At 38.5% G+C, this 14,176-nt stretch carries 14 protein-coding genes; 10 read left to right on the forward strand and 4 right to left on the reverse strand.

The window, feature by feature from the left end:
• Positions 1-34 precede the first annotated feature (34 nt).
• The 6 genes from MK805_RS01685 to MK805_RS01710 all read left to right on the forward strand — a co-directional run bounded on the left by MK805_RS01685 (position 35) and on the right by MK805_RS01710 (position 6,422).
• Entirely contained in the window at positions 35-1,636 is a 1,602-nt protein-coding gene (locus tag MK805_RS01685) for a glutamate synthase-related protein (RefSeq protein WP_420833036.1), read from the forward strand.
• Positions 1,637-1,973: 337 nt separating this feature from the next.
• A complete protein-coding gene (locus MK805_RS01690; protein WP_240873458.1) occupies positions 1,974-3,146 on the forward strand; it encodes an MFS transporter in 1,173 nt (390 codons plus the stop codon).
• Between the two features lie 99 nt (positions 3,147-3,245).
• Positions 3,246-3,950 (forward strand): FadR/GntR family transcriptional regulator, encoded by a 705-nt coding sequence (locus MK805_RS01695; protein ID WP_240873459.1) that lies wholly within the window; start codon positions 3,246-3,248, stop codon positions 3,948-3,950.
• 212 nt (positions 3,951-4,162) lie between these two features.
• On the forward strand, positions 4,163-4,366 hold the full coding sequence (locus tag MK805_RS01700; RefSeq protein ID WP_240873460.1) for a hypothetical protein: 204 nt from the start codon (positions 4,163-4,165) through the stop codon (positions 4,364-4,366).
• Between the two features lie 766 nt (positions 4,367-5,132).
• Positions 5,133-6,065: an ADP-ribosylglycohydrolase family protein gene (locus tag MK805_RS01705; RefSeq protein ID WP_240873461.1), complete on the forward strand. Its 933-nt coding sequence runs from the start codon at positions 5,133-5,135 to the stop codon at positions 6,063-6,065.
• A gap of 168 nt (positions 6,066-6,233) precedes the next feature.
• Positions 6,234-6,422 (forward strand): hypothetical protein, encoded by a 189-nt coding sequence (locus MK805_RS01710; protein WP_240873462.1) that lies wholly within the window; start codon positions 6,234-6,236, stop codon positions 6,420-6,422.
• 195 nt (positions 6,423-6,617) lie between these two features.
• Here the strand turns inward: MK805_RS01710 and MK805_RS01715 are convergent, their stop codons facing one another.
• Both MK805_RS01715 and MK805_RS01720 read right to left on the reverse strand, forming a co-directional pair.
• Positions 6,618-7,817 carry an FAD-dependent monooxygenase gene (locus MK805_RS01715; RefSeq protein ID WP_240873463.1) on the reverse strand — a complete coding sequence of 400 codons (1,200 nt, stop codon included), beginning with the start codon at positions 7,815-7,817 and terminating at the stop codon, positions 6,618-6,620.
• Positions 7,818-7,833: 16 nt separating this feature from the next.
• Positions 7,834-8,487: a TetR/AcrR family transcriptional regulator C-terminal domain-containing protein gene (locus MK805_RS01720; protein WP_240873464.1), complete on the reverse strand. Its 654-nt coding sequence runs from the start codon at positions 8,485-8,487 to the stop codon at positions 7,834-7,836.
• A gap of 581 nt (positions 8,488-9,068) precedes the next feature.
• Here MK805_RS01720 and MK805_RS01725 point away from each other — a divergent pair.
• Positions 9,069-10,367, forward strand: a complete 1,299-nt coding sequence (locus MK805_RS01725; protein ID WP_240873465.1) for an MFS transporter — start codon at positions 9,069-9,071, stop codon at positions 10,365-10,367.
• A 65-nt stretch (positions 10,368-10,432) separates the two neighbouring features.
• On the opposite strand, the gene MK805_RS01730 is transcribed toward MK805_RS01725, so the two are convergent.
• Positions 10,433-10,945, reverse strand: a complete 513-nt coding sequence (locus MK805_RS01730; RefSeq protein ID WP_240873466.1) for a DUF3189 family protein — start codon at positions 10,943-10,945, stop codon at positions 10,433-10,435.
• Positions 10,946-11,135: 190 nt separating this feature from the next.
• Between MK805_RS01730 and MK805_RS01735 the strand changes: the two genes are divergently transcribed.
• Entirely contained in the window at positions 11,136-12,278 is a 1,143-nt protein-coding gene (locus tag MK805_RS01735) for a DUF6155 family protein (RefSeq protein WP_240873468.1), read from the forward strand.
• 84 nt (positions 12,279-12,362) lie between these two features.
• Positions 12,363-12,629, forward strand: coding sequence for an AbrB/MazE/SpoVT family DNA-binding domain-containing protein (locus MK805_RS01740; RefSeq protein WP_240873470.1), 267 nt, complete (start codon positions 12,363-12,365; stop codon positions 12,627-12,629).
• 22 nt (positions 12,630-12,651) lie between these two features.
• Here the strand turns inward: MK805_RS01740 and MK805_RS18095 are convergent, their stop codons facing one another.
• The gene (locus MK805_RS18095) at positions 12,652-12,810 is read right to left on the reverse strand and encodes an IS3 family transposase (RefSeq protein WP_420833037.1); all 159 of its coding nucleotides are present in this window, start codon (positions 12,808-12,810) and stop codon (positions 12,652-12,654) included.
• 377 nt (positions 12,811-13,187) lie between these two features.
• On the opposite strand from MK805_RS18095, the gene qoxA reads away from it, so the two are divergent.
• Positions 13,188-14,135 (forward strand): cytochrome aa3 quinol oxidase subunit II, encoded by a 948-nt coding sequence (gene qoxA / locus MK805_RS01750; protein WP_240873477.1) that lies wholly within the window; start codon positions 13,188-13,190, stop codon positions 14,133-14,135.
• Positions 14,136-14,176: the final 41 nt, after the last annotated feature.

The raw sequence follows: 14,176 nt of genomic DNA on the forward strand, positions 1-14,176 counted from the left end.
GTATTTCTTTTCTTTTATGAATGGAGGACTTGTGATGATTTATTTCCTCGTTGCCTTGTTAGTACTTGTGTTCTTGGCAATTGGTTTATTTGTATTGATGCACTTTATTTCTCGAAAACCCCAGCATTCCATTATTCGTTCTCATCCATTTTTGGGTTGGCTCCGCTATTTTCTTGAAAAACTAGGTCCAGAGTTTCGCCAGTATTGGTTTGATGATGATCGATCCGGCAAACCTTTTTCTCGCTATGAATTTATTGGACTTGTCTTTTCGGCAAAGTATCGCACGGATCTTCTCGGATTTGGCTCTAAACAAGATTTCCAAGAGCCTGGCTATTACATAGCAAATTCGATGTTTCCCTTGTTACAGGATGAGTTAACAGTAAATAATGCTGAACTTGTCGACGCAAAGAAGTATCAAATTGAAAAAGAAGGTGTCTTCACCCGTAAAGAGAAGATGATCGACGATAAGACTTATACTTGGGAGTATCCAGAAGAGGATTGTACAATAGTTGGTCCAAATCGCAAGATTCCATGGAAACTCAGTGGTATGTTTGGCGCGTCAGCAACATCTTATGGTTCGATCGGCGAAAATTACATCTTATCAACTGGCTCTGGTGCTGCTATGGCAGGTGGATCATGGATAAACACAGGAGAAGGCGGGGTTATTCATGAACACTTGCAGACTGGAGCAGATGTCGTAGCTCAAATAGGTCCTGGACTGTTCGGATATCGGGATGAAACAGGAAACTTTTCATGGGAAGTGTTTGGAAAAAAAGCAGCAGAGCCTAATATCAAAGCGTTTGAACTGAAATTTGCGCAAGGAGCAAAAATTCGCGGGGGTCACCTCGAAGGAAAAAAAGTAACCGAAAAGATCGCAGAAGTACGTAATGTCCCAGTCGGGAAAACGATCAATTCTCCTAACCGTTTTCCATTTCTAAGAAACCCAGAAGAAGCACTTTTGTTTGTCAAGGAGTTGCAGGAAAAGGGCGGTAAACCAGTAGGATTGAAGCTTGTAATTGGACAGCAGCCTATTCTAAACCAGTTTTTTGAGACGATGATTCGACTGGATATTTACCCCGATTTCTTTACGATAGATGGTGGAGAAGGTGGGTCAGGGGCAACATATAAATCAATGGCAGATTCTATGGGTTTACCTCTTATCCCAGCTTTGATCACTTTTGTGGACACTGCCTATCGATATGGGGTACGGGACCAGTTTAAGATATTTGCTTCCGGAAAACTAATCTCACCTGATAAAGTAGCGATTGCTTTGGCGATCGGTGCAGATGCAGTAAACTCTGCTCGTGGTTTTATGATGGCCAATGGCTGCATCATGGCATTGCAATGTCATACAGGTCATTGTCCAGCAGGTGTAGCGACTACTGATCCAAAATTACAAGATGCACTTGTTCCAGAAGAGAAAAAATGGCGAGTGATGAATTACATCATCAGTATGCGTTTCGGTTTATTTGCACTCGCTGCTGCCAGTGGTTTGGATAGTCCAAAGCGGTTTACGAGAGATCACATCGTCTTTAAACATGAATCAGGGCGTACGGTGACATTGAGTGAACTATTTCCTATTCCAGAGGTAGAACCGATAAAAGCAGTTGTACCACAAGGAGAAAATGTTTCATAGTATAATTTGATTATTAAAAGGATTACTCCAAGGTTTCTAGTGAGTAATCCTTTTTTTTCAAAATGAATAGCAGATGAAATTATAAACATCAGATGATATGATGAATTTGACCCAAATTACTACTATATCCTCCGTACTATGGCTTGCAGGTATTTTCTATAAGAACACATCGCTAGAAAGGATGGATCTTCAAAATGAGATAAATTTCTTAATCATTGCTTTGTTTAACTTTTTTATATGAATTCCAACCTTAAACATCAGATGATATGATGTTTAAGGTTGGAATTGCTTGTTGATAAGTATTACAAAATCCATTTTTTGAAGCGAGGGAAGTTTAATGAATAAAAAAATAAACTCCACTACCTATACGATGGCGTTTGGACATTTATTTTGTGATATGAATCAAGGAGCCTTGCCAGCTATACTGCCTTTTTTGATTGCAAAATATCACTTTAGTTATACTGCAATCGCTGGTTTGATTTTAGCTGCGAATCTCATCTCTTCCATTATTCAGCCATTAATTGGGCATTATTCTGATCGACGTTCTGCAAATTGGATGTTGCCTTTGGGGGTTTTGTTAGGTAGTGGTGGTTTAGCAGCTATCGGAATTCTGTCTAATTATTGGTCCATATTCTTGGCTGTGATGATTAGCGGTATTGGGATAGCGGTTTTTCATCCAGAGGCAGCGAAAACAGTGAATAAAGTATCTGGTCGAAATAAAGCCTCTAATATGAGTGTTTTTTCCTTTGGAGGAACACTGGGATTTGCGTTAGGGCCTGTAATTTCGACTACATCCATCTTAATGTGGGGTTTACAAGGAGTTTTCATTTTACTTGTTCCTGCTGTAATTATGACAATGTTTCTATTTAAGCCTATTAACAAAATGAAATCTGAAGATACGAGTTTTGAGAGTTTCTCTAAGACCATACAACGCAAAGATCAATGGAGATCATTCTCATTGTTAAGTATTATCCTCTGCATTCGATCTATTGTTTTTTATGGATTAAATACTTTCATACCTATATATTGGGTGAGTGTTTTACTTCAATCCAAAAGCACTGGTAGTTCTATGTTAAGTATATTTTTTCTCTGTGGAGCTATAGGTACTTTAGTCGGTGGACGATTGGCCGATCAGTTTGGGTATATCCCTATAATAAAAACCAGCTTTGTAATCTTATTTCCAGCATTATTTTTACTAGGGACAGTAAATAACACAGTAATGGCAACGATTATGCTGATATGTGTTGGTATGATTATATTTTTACCTTATAGTCCAATGGTTGTGTTAGGTCAGAAATATTTACCTAATCGACCTGGTTTGGCCTCTGGTTTTACACTTGGATTAGCTGTCAGTGTTGGTGGCATAGCTGCACCTGTACTTGGAAAAATAGCGGATATTTACGGTGTGCACCAGGTTATGATTGTTATTGCTTGTATTTCAATTGTTTCTACTATTTTTTCTCATACTCTTTCCAATGAAACAGATAAAGTAAAAAGGATTCAAGCTTAGTAGATTATTTCTGGGAACTCTACGGTATTTTGAGTAAATATACTACAACTATTGAAAGGCTATCATTGATATGACATGATGAAAACAGGAGATGATAAGATGAACTCAAAGATTTCCTTTCATGCCATAAATCGGTCAAAACTAGTCGATGATGTTGTTAATCAATTGCAAAAGAAAATTTCAGATGAAGATATTCAAATCGGCGATAAAATTCCTACAGAACCAGAATTAATGGAACAATTTAATGTAGGTAGATCTACTGTACGTGAAGCAGTGAGAGTACTGGTTCATGCTGGTTTATTGGAGAAGAGACAAGGTTTTGGCACGTATCTTATTGCAAATTTAGGTACGCAAGAACCTTTCTCGCAACGATTGAGAAGAGCAGAAATTTTGGAGGTTTATGAAGTTAGAAGAATGTTAGAGCTCGAAATGTCAAGATTTGCTGCTATGCGTCGTGATGATCATGATCTGACAAGCATGCGGGAAGCATTGGATCGACGAATATCAGCATTAAAAAAAGGAGATAGGAATGAGTATATTCATGCAGATGTCTCCTTTCATTTGGCTATAGCTAGGGCAAGTAAAAATAGTGTTGCTATAGATTTGTTCCAATCATTTTCTTCTGTTCTATCAGAAACATTGCAAAAGTTAGCCGAGGAATCTGCTGATGATTCCCAACGTCAACATCATATTCACGAAAACATATACCAAGCAATTCTTCAGAAGGATGAAGATTCCGCTGTCCAATGGACACTTGAAAATTTAGATAAAACAGTCGTAAAGTTAAAAGCTTTACTCAAGTAGAGAAAAACCTGTAATTTTACTGAGTAAACCAACGGTTTGAATTGGCCGTTGGTTTTTTAGGTTAAGACAATTCCAGTATTTTTTTCTAATAAAAATCAAATTTATATCAAAGGAAAATCAAATCTTTATCAAAAGAGAATCAAATTTTTGCCTGGCATAATAAGCATTGTAAGACAATCAAACAAAAAAACATTTCCAAGAAGGAATTCATCATGAATTTCAAAAAAGTATTGTTCAGTTCATTTCTAGGAACAGCGATCGCATTTGGAGCAATTACATCAGTTTTTGCAGCGGAAGCACCTAAAAGTTCAACACATAAAGCACCTACTCCAACAAAAATAGTGCAACCTGTAAAACATGCGCCGAAAAAAGTAAAATCGATCACGCAAGATCAAGCAAAAGCAATTGCACGTTAAATGTTGTGCTCTTTGCCTTTCTTGTAAAAATCATCCTAGATAAAGTGAGAAATCGTAAAAGTATAGTTTTAGAATAATAATATTATTTGATCACTTTTAGTGGTCTTTTTTATTTTGGACGTAAATGTTTCTTTATTTTTCTAGTTTTTTCTTATAAAATTCAGTTTTAACTTAAGAGGAAATGATTAATTCATGGGATTTTTTAAGAAATTTAACGAATATTATTGATAGCAAGAAAAAAATTTAATAAAATATCAATGGGTAGATGGAAGATTGTCCATCCCTTTGTCTGGAGTAATATTTGATGGCTATATTCAAGCGAAACTCGGGAAGCAGCGGCGAAGGAGCTAAGGACCCGCGTGATATGGTGGGACAAAATCCCACTGAGCGAGAGAGGAAGTCCTCGGCTGGTCAGCGTCGCAAGGCAGCGAGGCGGTTGGAAAAGGACTTGGAAGGTACAGAGTACGAGAAGAAGGACGATGAGTAACTCCCTTTAGGCCCTGTAGCCATGACCGACTGGAGTAAAATCGGTCGGTCAGCAGGGGATTAGTTTTCAGAAAAATGGGAAGGATAATAACATTTAGCGATATATAAATGTTGTTGATAATATAAATGATAGAGGGGCCACACCTATTAGAGGAGTGCGACAAGGGGACGGTTCTCATGTCGCATAGCCTCTTTTTTAATAGAGTTAACAATGCAGTTGAAAAATTCATGATAAAATAACTACTAGTGAAGTAAGGGGAAGCGGAAGGGAGAATACCAATTGGAGAAAAGTCAAATTCTTGGAGGTTTGTATGGATTACTGGTAGGAGATGCAGTTGGCGTTCCCTATGAATTTCATGCAGCAAATCAATTGCCGCCAATGGAAGAGATCGATATGACTCCTCCTGCTGGATTTAACCGCGCCCATCGAGGAGTCCCTATAGGTACATGGTCAGATGACGGTGCCCAGGCTTTATGCCTATTGGATTCACTTGTTGAGTGTGGAGAGCTAGATCTCGCAAATTTTGCAGATAAATTATGGGCTTGGTATGACAAGGGCTTATGGGCGGTCGATCATCATGTATTTGATGTCGGGATTCAAACAAGTGTCTCTCTGCAAGCTTATCATCAAGGCATTTCTCCGGAAAATTCAGGATTTGCAAATCCTGAAGGAAAGGGAAATGGTTCACTTATGCGAGTACTCCCGCTTGCACTGTGGCATCAAGGAAGCGATGAGCAATTGGTGATCGATAGCCACAAGCAATCCTTGGTTACACATGGACATCTTACCAATCAAGTAGCTTGTGCTCTGTACTGTTTATGGGTGAGAGAAGTCTCCAAAATACGAGAGATAGAAGAAGCATATCGTGAAGCGGTCGATCGATTACGAGAAATATATGGAGCAAATAGTAAAGAACGTGATGAACTCGATCTTACTATTAAACCTGATCAAGAGCCTGTGAGCAGGGGCGGCGGCTATGTGGTAGAGACGATTCAGAGCGTTCGAATTGCAGTTCAGGAAGCAGACTATGAACAGGTAATCAAAAAAGCGATATCACTCGGGGAAGATACCGATACCAATGCAGCCATTGCAGGCGGTCTGTATGGGGTGAAAGTTGGATTAGAGGGGATTCCTGATAAATGGTATGATCTTTTGCGTGGTAAAAGTGAGGTCGAAAGTCTCATAATGAGGTGGCCAGTAAGTAATTCATAAATATGAAATGAGTTGTCAAATACCAAGTCGTTATAATGATGAAGTTAACAGTATATGAGGGGACGAGGTGTTGAGATCAGGGGATCAGTGTGAACGAGAAATATGGCTAATTAGAATAAAATCAAGTACAATCGATAACAAGCCTTATGCCCTGATGAAAGGAGCAGTATGACTCACTCTGAGCTGGATGGGGCAGCAAACACGGTTACCACGCGCATCTTCCTAGCGATGTGTCTCGGTCAGTGCTCACTTCGCAATCCAAGGGAACAGCAAGATGACTCCGGAAGTTGTGGAGGTTCGCCGATCAGCCCTAACGGTAAAGGGGTAGTCTGCAAAAAGGCTGACTGTGGGATGTAAGTAAGGGACACTGTCCAGAACTTCTCCTGCATGTCCGGGCTGGAATGAATTCAACTCCAGCCGCCTATTTTTTTGTATGAGGAAAAGAGAATTGTTTTCTTTTAGCTAATTTTGTTTATTCTATTTTTTGAGCAACTCGCATGCCCGGTAACACATAATTGGTTCCGTCTGGAAGAGTTGAGAATCAACAGGATCTTAAGTATAGTCTTCAAGGAAAATTGCATTTGCCGCTTGTTCAACTTGATCCAGCATCTTTCCAAGAATAAGTTTTTTTCCCGGAAGGTAAGGTAGAAGTCGGATCATTTGGCTGCGGAAGAATATTTGTGTTTTTGATTTGGGAATAAAATCATCAATGAGATCAAGTGCTAACTGTTGATTTTTTTGCACAAAATTTCGCATTTTACTCTCATAACGTGTGAAAGCCAAATGATGATCTCCTGATGATGACGCTAGTTCACCAGCGAGTACATAAGCTCCAACAAGTGCCATGCTTGTCCCTTGACCAGAAGCAGGCGATCCACAATATGCAGCGTCTCCAAGCAGTACAGTTCTGCCGATAGACCAATGATCCATCTCCACTTGACTCATTGAATCAAAGTAGAAATCTTCTGTATCATCCATGTACATGAGAAGTTGGGGAATTTGCCAACCAACACCAGAAAATGCGTCCGCTAGAAGGCCTTTTTGCTGCTCTTTATCATGGTGATCATAAGATGGCAATGGAGATTTAAAGGCAAAAAAACTTTTTGCTTCAGCCTGTTTTTTTGTACTATAAATACTTACTACTTTTTCAGGAGCATGAAAATAGAGTTCCCATTGATCAAGGTTTAAATAGTTTGGAATGGTGAAGGTAGCAACATAAAATCCAAGATGGTTGATAAACGGTGACTCATCACCAAAGACGAGTTTACGGACATTGGAATGCAGCCCGTCAGCACCTATCACAAGATCGAATGTTCTTGGTTCGCCTTTTTCAAAAGTTACTATTACTCCATCATCATCTTCTGCAATGGAAGAAATAGAATCTCCAAAAATATATTCGACATCATCTTTCGTATGATGATAGAGAATATTCGCCAAGTTCCCTCGCATCACTTCTGCATCGCCTTCACTACGAAGATTAAAGATATCAGCAGACATAGTAGCTAGAGGTTTATTCTCTTTATTTACATAGGTTCCACCGCGCATATTTGTATCGTTTTGCCGTATTTCTTGTATCAATCCCATTTTTTCTATTACTTTTATCGCAACCCCACGAATATCTACTTTATATCCTCCACCGCGAAGAATGGGTGATTTCTCCACAATAGTTGGTTGAAATCCATATTTATGCAGCCAATAAGCCAATGCAGGACCTGCAATACTAGCACCAGATATAAGAATTTTTTTATTCATTTTGTTTCTCCCTCTATTAAGAGTTTTTGGGATCATGTTTTAGTATGTTTTGTAACAATGCTTGTAGTCCAAAATCAAATTCTTGATCAGCATCCCAGTTTTTCAGATCAGAAATCGTTTGATGAAGGAAAGGGTAGTCTTCTTCCAAAAGTTGATTCCATATCGACATATCAGTGGGTCTGGCTGGAATGCTGGCTATGGGTACTGATTCATTGGTAAGTAACTCATGACCGATGATAAAACCTGCCATGCTGTTAATCGCATATAGTGCTTGAAGTCCTGATACATGTGCTTGATGGAGAGCAGCCATAAGGCGTTCCAGTATGGTTAGGGAAGCTAATGTACGCAGTGGACGAGTTGCTACTAATGGCAGTACACGAGGATGAGCACGCAGTATATCTCGATAAGCATGAGCAAAGTTCCATAACTCGTCATAAGGCGTCATGTCAGCTTTAACAGGATAAGGGACTTCAAGCATCAAGTGCTCGATGATGCCATCAAACAATGCATCTTTATTGTCGATATGGTTATAAATCGACATGGCTTCTACTCCAAGGATCGTTCCTAATTTCCGCATGCTAAAGCCTTCTAAGCCTTCCTTATCAATCAATTCCAAAGCGGTGTGTAACACTTTTTGCCGTGTAAGCGACCGAGTTCCTTTTCGTTTCATAAAAATAATCCCCCACTAAACTTACAGTGTATGCTTACATTGTAAGTTTAGTGGGGGAAAATGCGTGTGTCAAGTGAATATTTTCACCATTATGGAAAAGAGGAGGGGATTTTGGACAGGAATATAAAAATACATGTTTTATCTACATGAAACCCACCCATATATAAAAGAGAATAGGGTTCGTGTAATTCAGCATGAAGAGAGCTATGAAGCTATTCATTCTAATCCAATAGAGTTAATAGTAAAAATGATATTGGCAAGAAAAGATTAAAATAATATAATTATAAATAAATATATATTCTTATACAGAGAGTTTGAAAGAGAATGATGATGATTTAAGACTGTATTACTTCGTAATGCTACATTTTTAGCTGTTTGAATAGATGGTCGGCATTTGGTAGATCAATCTTAAGAGATGGCTATTATATCGGATTATTTACAAAATATTACCTAAATCATTAAAACAAAAATGACTTTCAAGGTTGTCCTTTAAAATGAAAACGCTCTCTCTGTGTAAAAATGAAATGTGTATCAGAGCAACAAAAGTTATTTTACTTTAGAACTCCTAGGAGGATGTGACATTGGCTCAAACGAATGGTCAAGTAAAAACACGAAGCATTGCAAGTAACATCTTCAAAGGTTCAGTAGGAAATCTAATCGAATGGTATGACTGGTACGTCTATGCAGCTTTCTCTGTATATTTTTCAGAAGTGTTTTTTCCAAAGGGAGATCCAACAAGCCAGCTGCTTAATACATCAGCAATCTTTGCTGTCGGCTTTCTAATGCGCCCATTAGGGAGCTTGCTGCTAGGTCGCTATGCGGATCGTCATGGACGTCGTGCTGCATTGACGCTTTCCATTACGGTCATGGCTGGTGGCTCCTTGATTATTGCCTGTACACCTGGTTATGGTACCATTGGCGTGCTGTCTCCCATCATTCTCGTTCTAGCCCGCTTGCTTCAAGGGTTGTCACTTGGAGGGGAGTATGGAACATCAGCAACCTATCTGTCTGAGATGGCTAATAAAGGTCGTCGAGGCTTCTACTCGAGCTTCCAGTACGTCACATTGATTGCTGGACAGTTGGTGGCATTAGGTGTTCAAATTATCCTCCAACAAATGCTCAATGAATCTGAAATGATGTCGTGGGGTTGGCGCATTCCTTTTGTCATAGGGGCAATGGGGGCATTAGCCGTATTGTGGCTGCGTCGTTCGATGGACGAGTCCGAGCAGTTCTCGAAAATGAGCACGAAAAATAAGGGGAATGCTGGGACGATTCGCGCACTTATGAAGCATCCTAAGGCAGTGATGGTAGTAGTTGGTCTCACACTTGGAGGAACCGTTGCATTCTACACCTACACCACATATTTACAGAAGTTTATGGTGAATACGGTTGGGCTTCCTAAAGATGTTGTCAGTTGGATCAACTTTATAGCCCTATTTGTATTTGCTTTACTCCAGCCGATTGCTGGGCTTTTGTCTGACCGAATTGGACGCCGTCCATTGCTGATTGGTTTTGGTATTTTTGGAACGCTATTGACAGTGCCGCTATTCCTCCTTATGGAACATATCAAAAACCCTTATGGTGCTTTTCTCCTTATGATGGTAGGTCTTATCATTGTCACAGGTTACACTTCTATCAATGCGATTGTGAAAGCAGAGCTTTTTCCAACAGAAATTCGCGCGCTTGGTGTAGGTTTTCCTTATGGAGTCACCGTTGCAATCTTTGGTGGGACAGCAGAGTTTATCGCTCTATGGTTTAAAAGTATTGGAACAGAGAGTATTTTCTACTACTATGTAGCCGCTTGCATTTTCGTTAGTTTCATCGTCTACTGGCGAATGGGAGAGACATCGAAGGATTCCCACATTGACGCAGAAAAATGATATTTTAACTATACGCGGCAAGGGAACATTTCTCTTGTCGCGTAAATTTTATTCGTGAAGGCAGTTTATTTAAACATTTCATTTTCTAATATAATCACATTTTCTTTGAATGGTGTTTTCCCAACTTTTTTTGTATTTTCCACTAATCGATAAACATTATCACAGCATTGTTTCGCACCTTTTACCAATAAGGGTACACCGATAGAGTCGATTTTCAATCCTCTTGAGAAGAATCCCCCAAATGACATAGCAATGGGAACAGTCGGCGATGTATTGGAGAAAACGATTTTTTCACTAAAATGAAATTTATCTTGCAGCAGTAAGATCATTTCTTTTAATGATGGAACTACAAGCTTATTTCTTTTTCGTCCAATTGTATACACGGCGTTACCATCCTCATCTTTCCCATGAAAAATGAGTTTTCCAAAATCATCTTTTGTTAGTCGATTGAAGTATTTTACATTTAATATTTCTTCTGAAGATAGTTTTCTTTCTGATTGAGGTAATTGTTTTAAATGATAAGCGGCAGCCAAAGCCGTGGTATGTGTCCCTCCATAATCGTTATAAATATAAATCATAGGAATCAACCTTTATTCATTTTATTTGTTTTTATTATGTTCATTTATTCTATTGCCAATTCATTGGCTATGTTTCCTTACTGCATTCGCGTTGATCGTTTGGGAAGGGAAGAAGTAGATAGTGGTAGAAAGTGTGTTTGAGCATGTAGTAGAATTTAGAGATCATTGGATTTTTGGAGATGATTCGTAGATGATCTATCAATTTAAGGTAATGCTTGAAGATAGCAAACCGCCTATTTGGCGAAGATTTCTTGTCGACCGTAATATCACATTTCTTCAATTACATAAGACATTGCAAGCGGTGATGGGATGGGAAGACTATCATTTATTTGAATTCAATTTGTCGGATAAAAGAATTGTTGTTCCAACTTCGGATTCATTAGAAAGTGCACAGAAAGAGTTAGATGCAAACAAAGAAAAAATAGATCAGCATTTTATTTTTGAAGGACAGAAAGCAACTTATATATATGATTTTGGTGATTATTGGGCTCACCATCTGGTTTTGGAAAAAATTTTACTAGACGATGAAGCAATGATAGTTCCTAGTTGTTTAGAGGGACAAAGAAATTGTCCACCTGAGGATTCTGGAGGAATTTCAGGATATGAGTATATGTTGTCTGTCTTATCAAACCCTCAAGATTCGGAATACGAAGATGTTTCTGCTTGGCTGGGTGACTTTGATCCAGATGAATTTCATAAAGAAAAGATCAATCAATACCTGAAACGAAATGCTTCCAAATTAAATCCTAAGCAAGTAATGAAAAAGAAAAAGGCAGTGAAGAAAAAGACTGAAAGTAAGTTAACGATTCCAAAATTAAAGAAGCATTTAAAATCGCTTTCAACCGAAGAGCTGATTCAGTTGGTCACAGAGTGCTATAAGCTGAATAATGGCATAAAAGATTTCCTTACTGTTCAGTTTCTTGGTGACAATGTAATTGAGGAATTATTTTACGCATGCCAAGAAAAAGTGAAAAATGAATTTTTTCCTGAACGCGGTGAGCCGAAATTACGGTTGGGTGAAGCAAAGAAAGCGATCCGGGAGTTTGAAAAAATTACGCAAAATGAAAGATACAGCATCGAATTAAAGCTATATTACGTAGAATTGGGTGTGGAATTTACCAATGCATATGGAGATATAGATGAACGATTTTACAGTAGTATTGAATCCATGTATAAAACAGTGATCCAAATGCTAAATGATGCAAAAAATAGGGAATGGCATGATTTATTTGGTGAACGTGTTCGTGCTGTAGTGAAGAATACAGAGGGTATTGGTTGGGGATTTCATGACAGCTTGGCAGAAAGTTATGATGAGCTTGGAATACCATTTTGATTTGGTTCTTTGGTTAAATTGGTATTGGAGAATAGTTAATCACCGCATATCACAGCTGGAGAGCTGTCAGGAGATAAGCAGCCTATGACTGATAATAACGGACATTGGTCGCTTTTTGTAAATCCTTATTGTACTTGGTTTGATTACCAGCATATAACAGGAGTAAGGATTCCTTACTTTTTGATAGGAGGGTATGCAAAAATGGATAAAGAAAAATCAAACGCATTAGAAACCGCACGTGTAATCAGTAAAGGGCAAATTACAGTGCCTAAAAACATTCGTGAACAACTGGGGATTACCGAAGGGGATCGAATTGCTTTTGTAAAAGAACCATCAGGGAAAATGTACTGAACCCCAAAAGTTGAACTAAAAATTAAGCCGCAAGCTGGTTGGAATGAATCCTGTATTGAACAGGGCTCATACCAGCCAGTTTTTGTTTTATCCGTTTGTTGTTGTAGTACCAATAGATATTTGCGACAAGGGGACGGTTCTCATTGTCGCATAGAACAAAGATGCAAAACGGAGATGGCACCGTTTCTCCGTATAAATACGAGGGAGCAGGGAATCTCGTACAACAAGTTACCGTTTATCCTTTCAAGAAAATTGGTTATTATTTTCTGACAAGAATTAGATTAGTTCTTTGTAACACTTTTTTTAACACAAAATTCCACTATATTCTTCTTCCGTTGTTTAATGTGACAAAGTAAATAATCTAGGCAATGTAAGGGATTACAGTGATGTGATCCCTTTTTGTTGGTAATAATTTAAGTTCATTTATTCACAAACCTGTCACCAACTAGACAACTTTATAAAAGAAATGGTTCTATAATTCAATAGTGAAGGTTGTATGTCTAACTTATTAAAAATTATGGTCAAAAGTATTTGGTAAAGGGAGTAGGTGACCAAAAAATGCGATTGAAAACAAAATATGCAGCGATTTTTTTGACAATGGCCTTATTGCTATCAGGATGTTCCTCCCTAAAATCAGGCGTATTAAATCCACAAGGACCAGTAGCCAAGGAACAGTATGATCTAATTATTTGGTCAATTGTTTTGATGTCTATCGTTTTTATTGCAGTTATCGTTCTTTTTGTGTATATGCTTGTGAAATACCGAGCAAAGTCATCGGATGAAGATTATGTAGAGACTGAAGAAAAAGAAAATAAATGGTTAGAGATTTTATGGACAGCTATTCCTGTTGTCATTATTATCGCACTCTCCATTCCTACCGTAAAATCAACGTTTAAGCTGGAAAAATCACCGAGTCCAAATCAAAAACCAATCACGATTCAAGTCACATCAGCTAACTGGAAATGGATATTTAAATATCCAGAGCAAGGGATCGAAACAGTCAACTATGTGAATATACCTGCAAACGTACCTGTTCGGTTTCAGTTAAATGCGGTTGGACCGATGAACTCGTTCTGGGTTCCTGAGCTTGGCGGACAAGAGTACACGATGCCAGGTATGACGATGTATCTCTGGTTGGAAGCGGATAAGGCTGGTACTTATATTGGAAGAAGTGCAAACTTCTCCGGGAAAGATTTCACGCATATGCAGTTTAATGTCCACTCGCTGGAAAAAGGGAAGTTTGATGAGTGGATAGCAAATGTCAAAAAGTCAGCACCAAAACAAACAACAGATATGTTTAAACAGTTGTTACAACCTGGTGTGGTAAAAGAACAAACCTACTCTTCCTATCCGAATGTGGATGTGAACCGATTGGATGAAAACGGGAATCCCATCATCGCACCAAACTCACATCAACATGGTAAGAGTGATGATACGGAAATGAAAATGGATATGAACATGAATATGGATATGAATTCTAATTCACACCACAATATGAACCACTAGCAAAGGAGGGTAACCCATGAAAGATTTCTTATTTAACTTTA

It is taken from the genome of Shimazuella soli (genome assembly GCF_022511585.1).
Lineage (GTDB): Bacteria > Bacillota > Bacilli > Thermoactinomycetales > Thermoactinomycetaceae > Shimazuella > Shimazuella soli.

Bases quoted from the DNA above. Each gene is read 5' to 3' on its own strand.
- MK805_RS01740 (WP_240873470.1), top strand. From the start codon at position 12,363: ATGACTGATAATAACGGACATTGGTCGCTTTTTGTAAATCCTTATTGT.
- MK805_RS01690 (WP_240873458.1), top strand. From the start codon at position 1,974: ATGAATAAAAAAATAAACTCCACTACCTATACGATGGCGTTTGGACAT.
- MK805_RS01685 (WP_420833036.1), top strand. From the start codon at position 35: ATGATTTATTTCCTCGTTGCCTTGTTAGTACTTGTGTTCTTGGCAATT.
- MK805_RS01715 (WP_240873463.1), bottom strand. From the start codon at position 7,817: ATGAATAAAAAAATTCTTATATCTGGTGCTAGTATTGCAGGTCCTGCA.
- MK805_RS01700 (WP_240873460.1), top strand. From the start codon at position 4,163: ATGAATTTCAAAAAAGTATTGTTCAGTTCATTTCTAGGAACAGCGATC.
- MK805_RS01710 (WP_240873462.1), top strand. From the start codon at position 6,234: ATGACTCACTCTGAGCTGGATGGGGCAGCAAACACGGTTACCACGCGC.
- MK805_RS01720 (WP_240873464.1), bottom strand. From the start codon at position 8,487: ATGAAACGAAAAGGAACTCGGTCGCTTACACGGCAAAAAGTGTTACAC.
- MK805_RS01695 (WP_240873459.1), top strand. From the start codon at position 3,246: ATGAACTCAAAGATTTCCTTTCATGCCATAAATCGGTCAAAACTAGTC.
- MK805_RS01730 (WP_240873466.1), bottom strand. From the start codon at position 10,945: ATGATTTATATTTATAACGATTATGGAGGGACACATACCACGGCTTTG.
- qoxA (WP_240873477.1), top strand. From the start codon at position 13,188: ATGCGATTGAAAACAAAATATGCAGCGATTTTTTTGACAATGGCCTTA.
- MK805_RS01735 (WP_240873468.1), top strand. From the start codon at position 11,136: ATGATCTATCAATTTAAGGTAATGCTTGAAGATAGCAAACCGCCTATT.